13 protein-coding genes and 2 pseudogenes are annotated in these 16,804 nt (G+C 64.4%); 6 read left to right on the top strand and 9 right to left on the bottom strand.

The window, feature by feature from the left end:
- Window positions 1–605: 605 nt before the first annotated feature.
- Window positions 606–755 (bottom strand): annotated as a pseudogene (locus MF607_RS13880) (LysR family transcriptional regulator); the annotation flags it as partial.
- A gap of 245 nt (window positions 756–1,000) precedes the next feature.
- Between MF607_RS13880 and MF607_RS13875 the strand changes: the two are divergent.
- Window positions 1,001–2,233, top strand: a pseudogene (locus MF607_RS13875) (MFS transporter); the annotation flags it as partial.
- A 53-nt stretch (window positions 2,234–2,286) separates the two neighbouring features.
- On the opposite strand, the gene MF607_RS13870 reads toward MF607_RS13875, so the two are convergent.
- From MF607_RS13870 to MF607_RS13860, 3 genes are read right to left on the bottom strand one after another with little or no spacing between them, the layout of a single operon-like run.
- Entirely contained in the window at window positions 2,287–3,264 is a 978-nt protein-coding gene (locus MF607_RS13870; RefSeq protein ID WP_242119755.1) for a phospholipase C/P1 nuclease family protein, read from the bottom strand.
- An 11-nt stretch (window positions 3,265–3,275) separates the two neighbouring features.
- The gene (locus MF607_RS13865) at window positions 3,276–4,451 is read right to left on the bottom strand and encodes a YdcF family protein (protein ID WP_242119784.1); all 1,176 of its coding nucleotides are present in this window, start codon (window positions 4,449–4,451) and stop codon (window positions 3,276–3,278) included.
- A complete protein-coding gene (locus MF607_RS13860) occupies window positions 4,451–6,982 on the bottom strand; it encodes a TonB-dependent receptor (RefSeq protein WP_242119753.1) in 2,532 nt (843 codons plus the stop codon). Before MF607_RS13860 ends, MF607_RS13865 begins: the two co-directional genes overlap by 1 nt.
- A 123-nt stretch (window positions 6,983–7,105) precedes the next feature.
- Here MF607_RS13860 and MF607_RS13855 point away from each other — a divergent pair, with 123 nt between their 5' ends.
- Window positions 7,106–8,239, top strand: a complete 1,134-nt coding sequence (locus MF607_RS13855) for an ROK family transcriptional regulator (RefSeq protein WP_242119751.1) — start codon at window positions 7,106–7,108, stop codon at window positions 8,237–8,239.
- 849 nt (window positions 8,240–9,088) lie between these two features.
- Here MF607_RS13855 and MF607_RS13850 read toward each other — a convergent pair.
- A complete protein-coding gene (locus MF607_RS13850; RefSeq protein WP_242119748.1) occupies window positions 9,089–9,697 on the bottom strand; it encodes a hypothetical protein in 609 nt (202 codons plus the stop codon).
- Between the two features lie 9 nt (window positions 9,698–9,706).
- Entirely contained in the window at window positions 9,707–12,571 is a 2,865-nt protein-coding gene (gene traA / locus MF607_RS13845) for a Ti-type conjugative transfer relaxase TraA (RefSeq protein WP_242119747.1), read from the bottom strand.
- 172 nt (window positions 12,572–12,743) lie between these two features.
- Between traA and traD the strand changes: the two genes are divergently transcribed.
- Both traD and MF607_RS13835 read left to right on the top strand, forming a co-directional pair.
- Window positions 12,744–13,067 carry a conjugal transfer protein TraD gene (gene traD / locus MF607_RS13840; RefSeq protein WP_242119745.1) on the top strand — a complete coding sequence of 108 codons (324 nt, stop codon included), beginning with the start codon at window positions 12,744–12,746 and terminating at the stop codon, window positions 13,065–13,067.
- A 1-nt stretch (window position 13,068) separates the two neighbouring features.
- Window positions 13,069–13,299 carry a conjugal transfer protein TraD gene (locus MF607_RS13835; RefSeq protein ID WP_242119743.1) on the top strand — a complete coding sequence of 77 codons (231 nt, stop codon included), beginning with the start codon at window positions 13,069–13,071 and terminating at the stop codon, window positions 13,297–13,299.
- A gap of 6 nt (window positions 13,300–13,305) precedes the next feature.
- Here the strand turns inward: MF607_RS13835 and MF607_RS13830 are convergent, their stop codons facing one another.
- The 3 genes from MF607_RS13830 to MF607_RS13820 all read right to left on the bottom strand — a co-directional run bounded on the left by MF607_RS13830 (window position 13,306) and on the right by MF607_RS13820 (window position 15,394).
- Window positions 13,306–14,217, bottom strand: coding sequence for a nucleotidyltransferase and HEPN domain-containing protein (locus MF607_RS13830; protein ID WP_242119741.1), 912 nt, complete (start codon window positions 14,215–14,217; stop codon window positions 13,306–13,308).
- Window positions 14,218–14,285: 68 nt separating this feature from the next.
- On the bottom strand, window positions 14,286–14,495 hold the full coding sequence (locus tag MF607_RS13825) for a sigma-70 region 4 domain-containing protein (protein ID WP_242119739.1): 210 nt from the start codon (window positions 14,493–14,495) through the stop codon (window positions 14,286–14,288).
- Window positions 14,492–15,394 carry an ArdC family protein gene (locus tag MF607_RS13820; RefSeq protein WP_242119737.1) on the bottom strand — a complete coding sequence of 301 codons (903 nt, stop codon included), beginning with the start codon at window positions 15,392–15,394 and terminating at the stop codon, window positions 14,492–14,494. The genes MF607_RS13825 and MF607_RS13820 overlap by 4 nt, the downstream gene beginning before the upstream one ends.
- 476 nt (window positions 15,395–15,870) lie before the next feature.
- Between MF607_RS13820 and MF607_RS13815 the strand changes: the two genes are divergently transcribed.
- Both MF607_RS13815 and MF607_RS13810 read left to right on the top strand, forming a co-directional pair.
- The gene (locus tag MF607_RS13815) at window positions 15,871–16,083 is read left to right on the top strand and encodes a helix-turn-helix transcriptional regulator (protein ID WP_242119735.1); all 213 of its coding nucleotides are present in this window, start codon (window positions 15,871–15,873) and stop codon (window positions 16,081–16,083) included.
- 72 nt (window positions 16,084–16,155) lie between these two features.
- Window positions 16,156–16,425 carry a hypothetical protein gene (locus tag MF607_RS13810; RefSeq protein WP_242119733.1) on the top strand — a complete coding sequence of 90 codons (270 nt, stop codon included), beginning with the start codon at window positions 16,156–16,158 and terminating at the stop codon, window positions 16,423–16,425.
- The last annotated feature ends 379 nt before the right edge of the window (window positions 16,426–16,804 follow it).

Below are 16,804 nucleotides of genomic sequence, written 5' to 3'. Positions count from 1 at the left end.
GATCCGATGGCGACCTACGACTTCACATGGATGTGGCACGAACTCGGGATCGAGAACCTGCGAAAATAGGTCGCCCGATGACGACGACGCCTACCGTGAATCTGCGTCCCTACAATGTACAGGGGCCTTATAGACGACCGCTTTCGGCCCACTTTCGGTCGCGCTGCGTCGCCTGAATGGACGTCCGCCTTCGAGAATTTGGCATGCTGCTGTGAGCGTCTGCAACTGAGTCTTTGGTGTCGAAAGCCGGACGGTTTCGACGCTGCAGACCCCGTTACGCGGTTTCCGAGAGTTCCGTGTGTCGGAACCCCGGTTCAGAATGTCCGTACTTTGAACCGGCGCCTTCCGCCGGCTACGACCGTCGCTATGTCACTAGATGCTCGACGGTTCTGCGGCGTGCGCGACCCAGTCCCGGACGTTGGGGCAGGTCTCCGGCCTTCCTGACACCGGACGTTTGTTCATGTCAGCCGACGACGGCAAGCATTCGTCGCACGTTCAGTCTCTCGGGCGAAGTAATCGCAAGGTGAAAAGCCGCCGCTGATGGCACGTTGTAACCCGCGCTATCTGCTGCAGCGTGTTTATCGCAGCGCCCGCGGCAGTCGCGCTCACGACTGTGGCAGCCGCCCAGCGGCGAAGTAGCGGGCAAGTGCGATGAAGACTTGAAAGGCCGCAGGGGAATTGCGCCGGTTGGAGTAGTACAGGCACAGCGGCGCAAGCGGGGGCGCCCAGTCTTTGAGGATGCGCACGAGCCGGCCGAAGAGCTGGAAGCCGGACTACGTCGCGAGTTCGCGGGTCGTTCGGGCTCGGGCTAAAGAATTACGTGGTCCCGCCGCTAAAGGGGCCGTGCCTGACGGCCCGGTGCGGCTGCCGTCGCAGTCTTCAGAATGACATGATGCCATGGTACCGGTGTCCGCCGCAGCGGTGACAGAGGCGACTTCCCATTTCTGGTACGAACGTCCCCTCGCCAGCCCCGGTAACGACCATCGCGGCCGAGAGCCGGATGATCGCCTATTCGTCGGGCAATTTCGGCAAAGCGTTGGTGTTCGGTGGTGCCGATCTCACGATCCTCTATCTGCTGACCGACGTGCTGGGCCTTAGCGGCACGCGGGCGGCCGGGATGCTGTTGTTCGCGGCGCTGGGGGATCTGGTGTTCGACCTGCTGGCGGCCCGGCTAGTGCTCGCCTGTCGCGCGGCCGGCCGGGGCTATCGCTGGACAGTGGCCGTGGCGGCCCTGCCCTGTGCGGCGGCATTCGCGCTGATCTATGCGATGCCGGTGCTAGGCGTGCAGCGGATCGCGGTACTGACGGCGGCGATCCTCGTCTTTCGCAGCGCCTATGCCGTCGTCGACGTGCCGCATAACGCATTGATGGCGCAGGTCAGCCGCGACAGCCGCGCCCGCGGGCGGGTTTCGGGATACCGGCTGTTCTTCAGTACCGCCAGCGCGTTGGTCGTCGCCGCCGTGCTGACGCCGGTGGTGCAGCAAGCCGGCCGTACGCAACAGTTCGGCGCGCTTGCCGGGACCGGGATCGTGATCGGTTTGGCCTTCGCGATGACGATGCTGCTGTGCGTTTGGGCGTCGGGCGGTACCGGGCGCGCCGCCAACGCATTACGCGGCGATAGCATTCGGGTACCGCTGGGCGATCCGATGGTGTTGGGGATGGGGACACTGGCGCTGCTGACTGGATTTGCGATGCCCTGTTTCGGGCGGATGCTATTGTATCTGGGAAGTTACGTCGTCGCTCGACCGGGATCGGTCCCTCTGTTGCTGACCGCGCTGACCTTGGGACAGTTTGGCGGTGTGCTTGCCTGGACCACGCTTGCACATCGCTTTGCGACGGCGCGGCTATTGGCAGCGGGACATGCGGTGAGCGCGCTCGGATTGCTGCTGTTCGGGTGCGCCTTGCCGTGGCCGGCGGGGCAGGTCGCGTGCGCGGCGCTGATCGGCTTCGGCTTTGCCAGCGTCTTCATGCTGCCTTGGGGTCTGTTGGCGGATGCCATCGACGTTGTCGAATGGCGACACGGGCGGCGCTTCGAAACCGGGCTGTTCGCCTTCTACCTGGTGCTGGTGAAGGCGAGCAGCGCGGCGTCGACCGCTATGATCGGCGGAGTGTTGAACCTGCTAGGCTATGTGCCGGGCGCGGTGCAGCCGGAGATGGTGCGGATCGGCATGGTCGCGCTCGGCCTGGGCGTGCCGCTCGCCGGTGCGGCGCTGGCTCTGCAGTTGCTGCGGCGCTTCACGCTCGACCATGGGCGTCATGCCCGGCTGCTGCGCACGATTGCCCGGCGTCAGGGCGCGACAGAACCGGTTTCGGGATTGAAGCGGGGGTTGGCGAAATCCAGCGGAGAGGGTGAAATTTTGGCGGGCGGCGACGCGCTTTCCGCCCAGGCGCGGCACAGCATGTCGCGCAGCATCTTGGCACCCGCCGCGGCCCGTTCATAGACCAGCGCCCGCACATCCGGGTCGGCGGCGTTGCGGAAGCCGTCGCGCTTCTCCAGCCGATACACCGTCTCCATCCGGTCGCCCGACTGGTCGAGAAAGCGCAACACGGCATCGAACATGTCACCCTGCGCGTGCGCAGGCGCCCCGATTTGCGGCAGGATGTCGGCCGCCTTCAGCCCGATGGCATCGACGAAGCCGCTTTCGAACCGGCCATGGATCGTGCGGTCGCGGGTATAGCCGTCGGGATTGGGGCCGCGCCAGCCATCGGAGTTCACCGAGGTGTGCAACGGTTGCGATCCGTCGCCGATGTAATGACCCAGCCGGATCGCCTGGAACGCGCAATGCTGCTCAGGCACCGACGCATCGCCGCCGCTGGCCTGCGCAGCGCGGATAGCGCGCATACAGACGATCAGCCGGTCATACGCCTCCATCGCGGCATAGGGCAGCGTGCCGGTCCAGCGGACATTGGTGCGCGCGGCGGTCGCGGGATCGCGGTCCTTGATGCGGTCATATTGCTTGTAGAGCGCGAGGATGAATTCATAGCGCGAGCGCGGCACGGGTTTCAGAAAGGCGAATTGTTCGCGGAACCAGCCATGATTCGGATCTTCCTCGATCTTCGAGAAACCCTCCGCATCGCCGCGCCAATGGTCGGGCAGCGCGGCCGAGGCGGCGATGTAGTCTTCATAGCGGCGCAGGAAGACCGGGCCGTCGCCGGGAATGGACTGAATCGCTGCCCGGTCGATCACAGCATGAGCCGTCCCGCCCCACGCATGGGCGGCGGCGGGGTACAGCATCAGGGCAGCGGCCAGGGCAAAGCGACGCATAGCTGGTCCTTTCAGGGGTCGAGCGGATCGCGCGGATCGACGCGGTCGGACTGGTTGGAGGTACGGAAGACCAGTTCGGTCGGCGAGACGCGGCGCACGACCCGGCCAGGTTCATAGCCCAGCTCCGTCCGGTTGCGTTCGGCGAACTTCGCGCTTTCGATATAGGCGCTCTGCACGGGATTGCAGATGATCAGCGTATCAGTGGTGGTGGGCATTCCGATCCGCGCGAGCAGCCGGCTGGCGTTGCGCAAATTGGTCGTGGTGTGGCGGGCATAGGGTTCGCTGATGATCGCATCGGCCGGGATGCCATAGCGTTCGATCAATGCCTTGCGCATCTCGTCGGCCTCCGTGATCGGCGTCGCACGCGGATGGGCGCGGCCGCCGCTGACCAGGATGAACGCGACATCCCCTTGCGCGAAGCGACGCGCGGCGAGACGGAGATGGTACTTGCCGAAAGGACTCAGCCGTTCGCCGTCGATCTCCGGACCGACGCCGGTGACGATCATCGCGCCATAGCGATAGCGCTGCCAGTCCAGCCGTTTCGCGCGCGTCACCGCCGCCGCATTGGCCCCGCCAGTCAGCGGTTCATGGCCGATCGCATCCGTCCGGTCACTGACATCGAGCAGGGCGAGCGCATAATCGATACTGGGGTCGAGGCGCTGCGCCGATCCGGCACGTGGCGTCGCGGCAAGCCAGTCCGCCGCCTGCAGCCGCGTCTGCTGATCCAGCGGCGATACGGTGCCGGGCCCGTCGATCGCGCTGGTGGGGACCGCCCCCAAAGCGTAGGTCCGCACGATCATGTTGATGCCCGCAATCTCGCGGTCCGCCTGCGCAGCCACCCCGTCATCGGCGGCGGGCAGCGCGGTTTGGCCGACCACTGCGCGGCGCAGGGCGTCGGCCTCCTGCCGGCTCCAAAGCATCGCCTGCGCCCGACAGGCAAGGTCCGTCCCGCAGTCGGCTCGACGGTCGCGCCGGGCGGACAGCACGCGCTGCATCTCGGGCGTGCCGGCGATCCGCCCGATCGCCGCCGGATCTCGTCCGGCGGCGTCTAGCAGGGGGAAGAGGCGGACGGACAAGGCGGCCACTGCCCCGTCCGCCACGTCCTGCGCCTGCGCCTGCGCCTGCGCCTGCGCCGGGGCAACAAGCGTGGTCAACGCCAGCACCGCAGCAGAGGCCATCGGCCGCATCACCAGCTGCGGCTTACGATCAGGCGGAAGTTGCGCCCGAACAACGGTCGGCCATAGATCGCCTCCCCCGAACCCTGGCCGGCGAACTGGTCGGTCCGGGTGTTGCCCTCGGTCAGTCCGTGCGCGTTGAACAGATTGTCGCCGACGACCTGCAGGCGCCATGGCCCGGAGTCGACCGACGCGCCCGCGCCAACCGTCTGATAACCCGGCATCGCGGTCCGATTGAACAGGTCGACATAGCGGCGCCCGACCCATTCGAAGCGGCCGAACACCGACACGCGCTGCTCGCCCAGATTGAAATCGACGCTGGGGCGCAAATTGCCGAAGAACTTGGCTTCGCGGATGATCTGGTTGCCGTTCACCGCGCTCGGGTCGGCGCCTGACGTGTTCTGCAGGTTCGCATATTCCGGGTTCTGCCAAGTGACCGACCCGTCGAGCGCGAACCAGCGCACCGGCGCGACCCGGCCATCGACTTCCACGCCCTTTACCGATGCCTCGCCGATGAACGGCAGCGTCTGGTCGTTGCGGCCGGTGACGGGATTGAACGCGGCGAAGGAGGCGTTGAACGGATTGAACTTGGTGTAGAAGCCGGTCGCATAGAGATAGTTGGGGCCGAAGCTCGCCTTCAGCCCGACTTCATATTGGCGCGCCTTGGTCTTGACGATCGTCGGATTGATGCTGGAAACCACGCCCATCTGCGGCGGCACTTCGAGGGTCGAGATGCGGCCATAGGCGCCGAAATGGTTGGTCAGGTCGTAATTCGCGCCGACCGTCCAGTTGGTCACGCTCGGCGACAGGCGCTGATCGAGTACCTGGCCGGTAAAGGCGCGGGTTGTGTCGTCGGCCAGCGTCGTCGCATCGCCCAGGTTCACCTGCGTGGTCGGCAGCGCAAAGCCCTTGTAGCCGTAGCGTTCGGTGCGGACGCCCGCATCGACGCGCAGCCCGTTCGTAATTTCCCAGGTGTCGTTGGCGTAGAAGGCGATCATCTGGGCATCGGCCGCGCCCTTGTTGCGGGTGGTGGTATAGCGCAGCACGCCGTTCTGCGTGACCGAACCCAGCACCTGACCCGTTGCCGAATAGGCGAGCAGGTCGAGGGTGCGTGGCTGGCTGCGCACCTCGATCAACATGTCCTGATAGGCCTGGTCCAGCGTGTTGCCATAGAAGGCGCCGTACACGCCGACGCGGACGTCATGCTCGCCGATGCCGGTCATGAACCGGCGGGTGACGCTCAGGTCGCCCTGGACCGAATAGAAATCCGATTCCGAAGCACGATACTGGCCGGACATGACGAGGCCCGACGCAGTCGAGGGATCATAGGCCGACGCGCCGTTGGTGCCGGCAAATGCATAGCCCAGGCGCGCGACACTGGCCCCGAAGGCATTGCGCGCGGCGGTCAGGTAATTGGCGGCAAAGGTGTTGGCATCGGCCGGGTTGGTAGTGGAGTAGAATGCGTCGAAGCTCGACTTGCCCTTGCTCCCGCCCAGCTTGGCCGACACCTTCCAACCGTCGAAGTCGCCTTCGTAATTCACCGCGGCGTTGAAGAAGCGCATATGGCGGCCGTCGGACAGGTCGCGGGTCATGCCCTGCATCATACCCGCACCGTCGCGATATTTGATGTTGACGTTGCGCAGCGACGGCGAATTCAGCGTGCCGGTGAAATAGTCGATATAAGGATTGAGCGACACCGAAGGATTGCGCGGATCGGCGATCGGGATCGGCAGGTAGAAGACGTTGTGGTCGTTCACATATTCGGCCGAAACCTTGACGAAGCCATTGGCGAGGTCACGCTTCAGATTGGCACGGATCTGCCCGCCCTTGTCGCTGGGAAAGCCGCCATAGCGATAGCCGTCATGCTGCCGCAGAAAGCCGCCGATCGCGAAATAGCTATTGTCGCCAATCGGGCCGGATTGCATCGCGTCGAGCCGGTAGAGGCCGGTATCGCCCAGCGTAAGCTGCGCGTTGCCGCGTGCGACCGGGCCGCCCGAGACGGTGATGTTGTTGGCGATCGCCGCCGCGCTGCTGGCGTAGATCGGCGCCGGACCGCCACGCACGATCTCGACCCGTTCGGTCATGAGGTCGTAGCGGTTCATGCCTTCGCCGGAATTGAAGAAGACGCCGTCGATCTCATGATACAGCGGCAGGCCGTCCTGCTGGAAGATCAGGTAGCCGCGATCGGTCGGGATGCCGCGGACGCGGGTAATGTTCTGTACCTCGCCGCCGGTCGCCTCGACCTGGATGCCGGGGACGGTGCCGAGCAGATCGGCGAAGCTCTTCGGTGCGATCTTCTGCACATCGGCCTGCGACAGCGAATTGATCGCATAGGACACGTCGAAGCGACGCTGCGCCCGGGCCGAACCAGTGACGATGATGTCCGTGGCGCCGTCGTCGCTGCCCTGTGGCGGATCGGCTGGAGGCGTGGTCGTGTCGACCGTGGCGGTCGCGGCCGGCTTGGCGGTCTGCGCCGCAACCGGCGCGGCCAGAATACACAGCGCGGCCGTTGCGGCGCCGGCGGCGAGTTGATGCCGTTTCATTTTGGTTGTCCCCCAATGCGATGTTCGATTGAGCGCGCCGATCGCCTTTAAATGTGACGGATTTAATTATTTCTGTGAAAATAAATTCGTTTTGTTTGCAGCTGCGTCATTTATGTTAGCCCGATGCGCTACCCGTCGCTCGCCCTGCTGGATGAAGAGAAACGCCTGCTGTGGCAGTTGCGCACGCTGGGCGCGCAGTCCCGCTCCACGCTGGCGACGATGCTTCAGATCAGCAACAGTGCCACGACCCGGTTGACCAAAGCGCTGATCGCACACGGCCTGATCGAGGAACTGCCGTCGGAGGCAGCGCTCGGCCGCGGTCGCCCCACCGTACCACTCCGCATCTCGCCAGCCGGTGGCTATGCCTTCGGACTGGCGCTCTATGCCGGGATTTTGGAGATCGCGGTCGTCGACTATGCCGGCGGCGTCATCGCGCTGACGTCCGAGACGATCGAGCTGAGCGATCCGGCGGGCTTTGCGCGCCATGTGGACCGACGCATCCATGACCTGACGCTCGAGCATCGCCTGCTGGGGCAGCGGCTTTATGGCGTCGGATTCAGCGCCCCTGGACCGGCCTTGTCGCGCGACGGCAATCGCTGGAGCATCGTCCGCAATCTGCCGGGCTGGCAAAATGCGCCGTTGCGCGACATTTTCGAACAGGCACTCCAGCTGCCGGTCTGGATTGAGAACGACGCGACCGCCGCCGCGCTGGCGGAATATTATCTGGGCGGGCTGATCGGCCGCTGCACCACGGCGGTCGTGATCCTGCTGGGACACGGCGTCGGCGCGGGGATCATTCATAAAGGCCGGCTGATGCGCGGTGAGACGGGCAGCGCCGGGGAGATCGGGATGTTCTATCCCGGCGACCTACCCCGTCCGACGACCCTCGACCTGATCGCGACGCTGCGTGCGGCAGGCTGCCCGGTCGAATCGCTCGCAAATTTCGGTGCGGTCATTGGCGGATATGAGGCGGTCATCGATCGCTGGCTGGACCGGGCGGCGGACCAGTTGCTGGCGACGATCAACTCGGCGATCGCTTGGTTTGAACCCGGCGCGATCCGGCTGATGAGCCCGCTGCCCGCGGCTATCATGCACAGTCTTGCCGACCGCCTGAACCGCCGCGACATTATCTGGGGCGACCATCGCGAAGAGAGCGATGCCGGGCGCTACGCCGTCAAGATTTCGCCCCTGGGTGGTGCCGGGGCAGCGCTGGGCGCGGCGCTACTGCCGATCCATGCCGCGATGACACGCAATTGACGCGTTGTTCCCGGCATCGGGCGCGCCTGCTCAGCATCGTGCTCGAGGTCGCGCACGAGCATTACGCGCCATCGCGGCAGGGAGGGATCGCTCCGCCTAGTTCCCAAGGACGGCCAGATCAGCCCACTCCTGCGGCACCAGCGGACGGCGACCCTAGCGCCCGCAATCCAATTCATCCGACAGCACTTGGCGGATGCCCACCTTCTGGTTCGACCTTCCGCGGACGCACCGACGGTCCAGCTTACACTCTCGTTTGATGGGGAAACCATCACTGGGGTGAAGCTCAGAGAAATTCCGTAGACCGAGCCGCTCGATGAGGCGGATTTCGGCGCGAGCCTGCTACCTAAGAGCGCGAGTTGGCGCCGACTGCGTAGCCTTTTTGCTGATTATTTCGCCGCGCTCGAGGGACAGATCGACCTCGATCCAGTTTTTGAGGGGACGAGCGTAGTGGCGGACTTACAGTTCATTCATTGGAACCCAGTGGACGGTCCGAGTTTAAGTTGATTCCTCCGCGTTCCTCGGGGCATCATTATGACCGCGTGAACAGAGTAAGCGCGTGCTTTCGACTTTTAACGTCGTCCCGAAGGGTCGCTTCACATCCGCTAACCTCAAAGTATGCTTCAGTCCGTCGCGGGTCCATGCCTTCCGCCGCGAACGGCGGGCGATAAGCGCATTGGGTTGCCCGAAAGAGGTCATTCCGCTTTCCACCACCGGCGGGCGTTCGAGCCCCCTGCCCCGCCGTCTGAACGAACATCTCCTTTCCGCAATCGCGCTCGAAAGCGGACGTTCCGCTTCCCACCCAGTTTTTCATCGATATGCCTGATGAAACGCCGGCCCTCGGGATTTCCATCAATCCGGCGAATTACGGGATTTGGCCACTTGGTGGCCGTTCGGCTGCGGTTCCGGGTTGATCACCAATTTGCCGCCTTTACCAGTATTGACGTATTCCGGTCCAACGATCCTGGCTGCCATCCACTCAGGCACATGCCAGCTCGCCGGAAGCGACCGGGCAATCGCGCCGGGCAGTATCGACCAGAGCAAGATTGTCGCCATCGCCGTTGCTGCGCAGCTCCGGCGGAGCAGGCGAGACTGGCCTTCCACCGATTGGCCGCGTTCGACGATGCCATCGATCCTCCCGATCGATCGGGCGATGGTGTCGCGTGCTTCGTCGAGCTTGCGGGCATCTTCGAACCTGGCGTTTGCGGCCGCCTGCACGATCTCCTTTGTCAGTTCGGTGGGCGTCAGCGCGACAGCGGGACTGCGCTCGATCCGCTGCAATGCCTCCTGCGTCGTTTTGAGCTGCGCCATCATCGATCCGAGTGTCGGCGTATAGTCCGGCATTCGTTCGCGGGCAGCGGTGAGGCCTTCCACGGCTCGTCGTAGCAGGCTGATCTCGGCGCGGAGATCTTCAAAGGCGAGCGTGGTCTCGCCGGTGATTTCATCGGTGGGCTGGGTCATGGTTACAGCCTACCGCCCCAGCCCGCGGCCCCGCGAGAGGCCGAGCCAGTTCTGGAGATCATGGGACAATGAAGCCCCACCGGACGCGCGAATGCCGAGTTCCTTGACCCGGGTACGCAACAGCGACTCGAGCTGTGGGTCGCGCTCGAGGCTCTTGGCCATGCCGGTCATCGCCTCGCGAACCTCATCGCCGCGCCAGCGCTCGCCGTTCCGGTCGAATGCCGCCGCGCGCCTGGCGTGTCTGGTCCAATCCTCGACGAACCGGTCAGCGCGAAGAGCGCGCTGCTCACGCATCTTCTCGTCCAGCGCCAATGCATGAGCAGCGCGCTCTTCGCGCATCTCTGCTTCCATCATCATCGCCCGGACGACCTGCGTCGTCCTCCCCCTGGCGGCCTCCTCGATGAGCCCATGATCGGCGTTGAAGACAGCGCGGATGTCACGAACACCGTCGGGACGAACTGCCTTCAGCGCCGAGACCGCCGTATCGAGGGCGGCCTGCTGGTGGGGGAGCAGCTCGAAGCCCTGGCGACGGCTTCGCATGATGTCGGCAACCGCTCGGCCCACCTTCTCGACCGCGTGATCGAGCGGTGATCGCACAACCTCGTCGCGTGCGACCCGGGTGAGCCTGAGACCGGCAAACCGGTCGCGTGGCTTTGACAACGCAACCTCGGTTGATTTGTCCGTGGCCGGGTAATCGGACGCCATGTCCTTGCCCCGCTCGCGCGACAGCGTGGCGGCAAGCCGGTCATGGTCGGCAAAGTCGTCGCGGCCATAGTGTAGATCGACGCCGTCACGATGCCGCGACAGCGCGACATAGGCGGCGTGACGATCAAGCCCCGGCGTCGCCAGTACATGCACCCGATCGACGGTCATGCCCTGCGCCTTGTGGATGGTGGCGGCATAGCCATGATCGACAGCGGCATAATCCTTGAGGTCGAAGGCGACCGCGGTGCCGTTGTCGAGCATCACCGCCATGCGGGTCGCGGTCACACTTTCGACTCGCCCCAACGAGCCATTCTTGACGCCAAGGTTGCGCTCGTTGCGCCCGAACATCACCCGGTCGCCGGTAGCAAAGTGACGCTCGCCCTTCTCGACCTGCAGGGTGACATCGTCGCCAAGCTCTTCCCGCGCACGCAGTCGGCCGCGCGCCGCCTGGTTGAGCAGGGTTACCTCGTTATTGGTGTGGGTGAGGATGATCCGGTTGGCGCCGGGCTCTGCCTGACGCTGCCGGTCCCAACGGTCGATCAGATCGACCCGCGCCGCCTCACGCGTCTCGGCGACATGGATCGCATCATGCTGCTGGTACGCGCCAAGCGCTTCGCCGGTGCGCTCGGTGGCGAGCTGGCGCGTCGCCATGCGCTGCCAATCTTCACGCTGGCGGCGAATGTCAGTGATCTCGATGCTGCCATGGCGCTCGGCAACACTGCGGAAGGCAGCGCCTGCTTCGATCGCCTGAAGCTGTTCGGGGTCGCCGACCAGCACCACCTTAGCACCGCGCTTCTCGGCTTCGGCGATCACCCGCTCGAGCTGGCGCGTGCCGATCATGCCCGCCTCGTCGATGACGAGGATCGACTTGTTGGACAGGAGGTCATGTCCCTGTCCCCATTGGTGTTCGAGGCTGGCGATGGTGCGCGACGCGATGCCCGAGCCGCTTTCCAGATTCTCGGCCGCGATGCCCGACAGCGCCAGGCCCTGAACCTGATAGCCGGCGCTCACCCATGCTTCGCGCGCCACACCCAGCATTGCCGACTTACCAGTCCCGGCATAGCCGACGACGACACCCAGCCCTTTGCCGCTGGTGACATGGTCAAAGGCGCTACGCTGCTCGCTCGACAGGATTAGCCCGCGCATCTCGGCCCGCACCAATGCCAGCTTGCGATGCTGGTCGCTCAGCCCGTGGCGACGGCTGGCTTCGAGCTTCACCGTGGCGCGTTGCAGCCGCGCCTCGGTGTCGATCATGTCGCGGCTGGTGAAGCGCTCCTGGCCCCGTCCATCCTTGCCGAGCTTGACCAGTTCGGGGGATGCCCGGACCGCCGCCATCACCTGGTCGAACTGCTCTTTTCCCTCGCTATGGCGATGGACGAACATCGCCAGGTCGCGGGTAGTGAAGGTCGCCTGCGTCCGGGTGATCGCATCCAGCGCGATCGCCGGGTTGGCGATGAGCTTCTCGCCATTGGCACGGGCAATGGCGTGGTGTTCGACAAGCCGTTCGCTGCTGAGCCCCTGCTCGACCATGCGCGAGGCGGCGGGGCCGATCTTGTGCTGGGGTTCGAGGTCGATGCCTTGCGCTTCCAGGGTGCGGTGATCGACCCGTGCATCGATGTCGAGTTCGGCGAGCCTGGCATTCACATGACCCGCCCAACGTTCACGCCAGGTCTCGAGCAGATCGGTGCGGTTCCAGTCGCGGTTCTTCTTGCCGAACCCCTCCTCGTTCACCTCGCGAAGGGCGAGCATGACATGGGCATGGGGCTTGGGTTCACCATCGGCGCCGATGTCCCAGTGCACGTTGAGATCGGCGACCATGCCACGCGCGACGAACTCCCGTCCGACGAAGTCACGCGCGAGCCGAATGCCCTCGGCCTCGTCGAGCTCGCGCGGGATGGCGAACTCGACCTCGCGGGCAAGCTGCGCGTCCTTCCTGACCTCGGCGGCCTCGACCGCATTCCACAGCGCTTCCCGGTCACGCCACGCCTCCGGCGCACCACCCGGCAGCAGCACTTCGGAATGGACGACGCCGGCCTTGTTCGAGAAGTCGTGGTTGCGATCGAGCCGCTGATCGTGCAGCCGCGAGGCGGAGCGATAGGCAGCAGCCGCCAGCGCCGAGGAGCCGCTGGCGCGCGAGATGATCTTGGCGGAAAAATGGTAGATCGCCATGGCGGCCAACCATCTACACCAAACAAGCGACGTCGGCACGACGTATAAGCGCGCCCTTCGAAGATTTCATCTGTCTCGGGACGCGTTCATCCCAAGATATCCCGGCGCATTGCAGCTGATCGAACGCCCCGATAACTGAATTATCCTACCCGCACAACGGAAGAATGATGCCATGCGCAAACCCCGGGACTATGACGCCGAACTCAAGGCGCTCGATGCTAAGGCCAGACAGCTGAAGGCCCGCAAGCGTGAGCAGCTCGGCGAGCTGGTCATCGCGACCGGTGCCGACACGTTGCCGATCGAGCAACTGGCAGGGGCGCTGCTGCTGGCAGCGGAGGCGACAGACGAGAGAACACGGGAGGCGCAGCGGACGCGCGGGGCGGCGTTCTTTCGTGCGAAATCCGGCTCACGCCAAAGCACTCGCCGTGACGACAGCGGGCTTTCGACGGACAACAGTTCTCTGCGTCCGGCTCCAGCTGCGCCGGGCGCGCCATGACGTGCGCGAGTGGCAGGTGAAGCGCCGCGAACGCACCCGCCAGCTGATCGAGCTGGGCGGCCTTATCGCCAAGGCCGGCCTCATCGAGCTGACCGACGATGATCGCGCGCTGATCTATGGTGCGCTTGTCGATGTGGCGGGCAGGCTGCGCGGCGAGGACAGTGATCGTTATCGGCTGATCTGGACGCGGCGCGGGCGGCGCGCCTTTGCCGATGATGCGAGCACGGGCTGACGAACGTCAGGCCTGCGCGAGCCGCTTTTCGCAGGCCTGCCTGACGATCTGCTGGAGCAGCTCGATCCGTTCGGCCAGCCATTCGAGTTCGGCCGGCGTCACCTTGTAGTGCGGCGAATAGCGCGCGTTGACATAGGCCTGGCGCAGAAGCTCGAAACAGCGCTGTGCGAACTTGGTGTCGCGCGGCCAGATAGCGATGAGCTCATGCACGAGCGGCTCGGCCTGGCTGCGCAGGAAGTTCAGCTTGTGCGACTTCGGGCTGTACAGCGTCAGCGTCAGCAGCAGGCAATGGTAGAAGCGTTCGGTTGCCTGGTGGAGGGAAAACGCTGCTTCACTCCGCCAATCCTGCGTATCGCCCTCAGCACGCTGTAAATGGGAGGTGCGAAGGGCGGTTTGCGCTTTAGGAAACCACTGTTCGAAGTGCTTCCGAGCCTCGGCCAGCGCCGCTTTCGGCTCCAGCGGCTGTGGTGTGACGAAGGGGTAGTCTTCGACCTCATATAAGGCGATGCCCTGCTCGATCGCATCGATGAAGAACGGCCGCCCCTGTGTCAGTTGGTTGTTCACGTCGGCGAGGCTGTGGACGATGAAGCTGACCGGCGCCGAGATGCGCTTGGAGATCGTCACCTCGCGGACGAACTGGTCGTCGGCCTTGGCCCAGAACTCGCCCGGCTCGGTCAGCCGTTCGTCGCTGACCACGACGAGGATGTCATAGTCCGACTGATAGCCGCCGATCGGATCATCGACCCAATCACCGCGTGCGTAGGAGCCGTAGAGGATGACCTTGAGAATGCGGCCCTGCCGGCGCCACTTCTGTGTCGACAGCGATGTTGCCTGCTCGAACTCGGCAAACAGCACTTCGACGATCCGGTCGAGATCGCGGCGCTTCTTGTCCGGGAGATGAGCAATGTCGTCGCGCATGATGCCATTCCTAGCGAACCGTTACGGATGCGTACATCCTTTGTACTCATGCGATGCCGGCGCTTCCCTTATGGCGGGGCGTCATCCTCCGCTTCCATGAGGGCGACGAGGACGCGCACGATGACCTGCTCGACGTCCTGCGCGGTGCAGCCATGGCGGGACGCCGCTTCGTCGTAGTCCAGCCCGGCGATCCGCACGCTTGCGAAGATCGCACGGTCACGGGCCGGCAGCGCATTCCAGGCGCGCCAGCGCGCCTGGAATTGCAGGTCCCGCGTCACGACGGCTGCCCCTCATGCCCCCCAAAGCCGAGCAGATAGTCCGCCGCCTTGCTGGCCGCGCTCGCCGCCCGGAAGATAGCCTTGTCGTCCTGCCGCAGCACCTCAAGCCACGACCCGATATAGTCGGCATGGCGCACCGTCGGCTTGATCGCCAGCGAGGTACAGGCAAAGGCACTTGCCATCTCGGCGACAAGCTCTTCGCGCGCATAACTGGCACTGCCGAATGCGCCCGTCTGGTCGCGATCCAGGCGCGTTGGATGACCCGTCCAATGGCCGAGTTCATGCAGCGCGGTGCGATACCAGTTGATTGGCTCGTGAAAGGCCGCAACCGGCGGCACCGCGACATAGTCGCCAGCCGGATGGTAATAGGCACGGTCGCAGCCGATCCGCACATCTGCGCCGCTCGCCTCGATAAGGGCCGCGACCTCGGGCAGGATTTCGATCTCAGGCCGGACCTGGAGCGCTCGCGTCAGTGCTTCGGGCAGGCCTTCACACTGGTCGATGTTGAAGACAGTGAAGCGCTTGAGGAAGGCGATCGTGCGCGCCTCTCGTTCGTTGTCGTCCGCATGGTCGTTCGGGGTCTTGGGCGTGAAGCGATCGGCATAGCAGACGGTGGTGCCGCGCTCGCCTTTGCGGACGTTGCCGCCCGCCGCTTGCGCTTGCCGGTAGGTCAGCCAGCGTTGTGAGCTGTACCCGCCCTCGATGACCCTGGCCCACAGGATGAGCACGTTGATCCCGGAATAGCGCCGCCCGGTCACGCCGTTGGCTGGCATGGTGCAGGCACAGGCCGCGCTGTCCCAAGGCTGCACCCAGGGCAGCCGCCCTTCCTCCAGTTCGGCAATCACGCGGGCAGTCACCTCGGCATAGAGGGTCTGACGTTTGTTGATGGTCCTGGACATGATCCTCACTCCTTCCAAACCACCGCAGCCCGGCCGGAATGGCGGGGGTGGGCGGCAGGAGCGGACCGACAGTCCCGTCAGATGAGGCGGGCTGCACCCAACGGGCCGAAACGAAGTGGAGGACCGGCGCAGCCGGTTGCAGCACGCCGCGGCGGGACTACAGGGCCGTGACGCCCACCGCCGCCAGACGCGCCCGGCGCGTCACGCCAGCGTGGGGATACCCGGCGCTGTCCGCTGACGGTGCGAAGGCCGCACCGTCACGCGTCAGGGATCGCAACCCGCATGGGCCGAGACGACACGGCTCGGCGCCGCGCCAGCGGCGTAGAGCCCGGTCCTGCGACAACGCAGGAGACGGCATCGCTCTGCTGTCTGGATGTCCCTCGACAGTGCCGTCAGGACCCCAGCGAAGCTCTCCTGCCAATCATACAAAAGCAGGACCTTAGCGGATCCCATCCCAAGAGCCGCGAGGTAATGCCATGTCCACCAACCCCGACCGCATCCTGCGCCTTAGGGCCGTCCTCGACCAGACCGGGCTTTGCCGATCCACGCTCTACCGCAAGATGGCGAACGGCACCTTTCCGAAGAACATCCAGCTCAGCACCCGGTGTGTCGGCTGGCGCGCCTCGGCGGTCGACGAATGGCTGCGCAATCCGATGTTCTACCACGTCGATGACTACCCCGCCGAATGAGCGCTTCGCGACCCATCGCGGCGTTCCAACTCGGTTTCGGAAACTACCTAGAAATCCTCCGCACCGTAACGCTTGGATTTCGAAGATGCTTTATCTTTCAAATGGCGTAATGTGGGGCAAAGTGTTGTTTCAAATCAGTGCATTAAACAACAATTTCTGACAAAAGCTGACGTTCACAGCCTGGCCAATGGGACACGTTCCGTCAGCCTGGAAAACTCAAGCCAAACTCGGCTTGCCACCATTGTCTATTTTCGGCTGTGTCAACACACCGATCAAACTTTCCAGTTACTGATGGCATGGACAGCACTGAAAACGCTTGGGGAATTCTGGCCAACCAGCTGAACAAGGTTTGCAATTCCTCGTAACTGACGCGCCCGTCCTCACCGTTTAACCGCCATAACAAATGGGCGGATCGTTCCGACCCCGACGAATAGCCAGTTAGCCCGTGGCAAAGGCCGTTGCGCATTTTAAGTGCAGGGTGAAGCTGCTGAATAAGGGAGTCGGCCAACCGTCCCCGGAACTGTCGAATGTCGTTTGCATGAGGTAGACTGCTGCGCCAAGAGCGGAGGCACGCTGCAATGCCGTGTGATGGCCTTGGGACCATCCCGCAATGTCTGACGACCTGATCCCGCATCTCCCGCTCAATGTCAGCCCATAGAAACAGCAAGGATCCAAGACAGGCTTGCATATCGCGAACCGACACCGTCGTATTGTCAGGCAT

This window comes from Sphingomonas lacusdianchii (genome assembly GCF_022664395.1).
Taxonomy (GTDB): Bacteria; Pseudomonadota; Alphaproteobacteria; order Sphingomonadales; family Sphingomonadaceae; genus Sphingomonas; species Sphingomonas lacusdianchii.
Note: the sequence above shows the minus strand (reverse complement) of the source record. Positions and strands in the feature narration are given on the sequence as shown.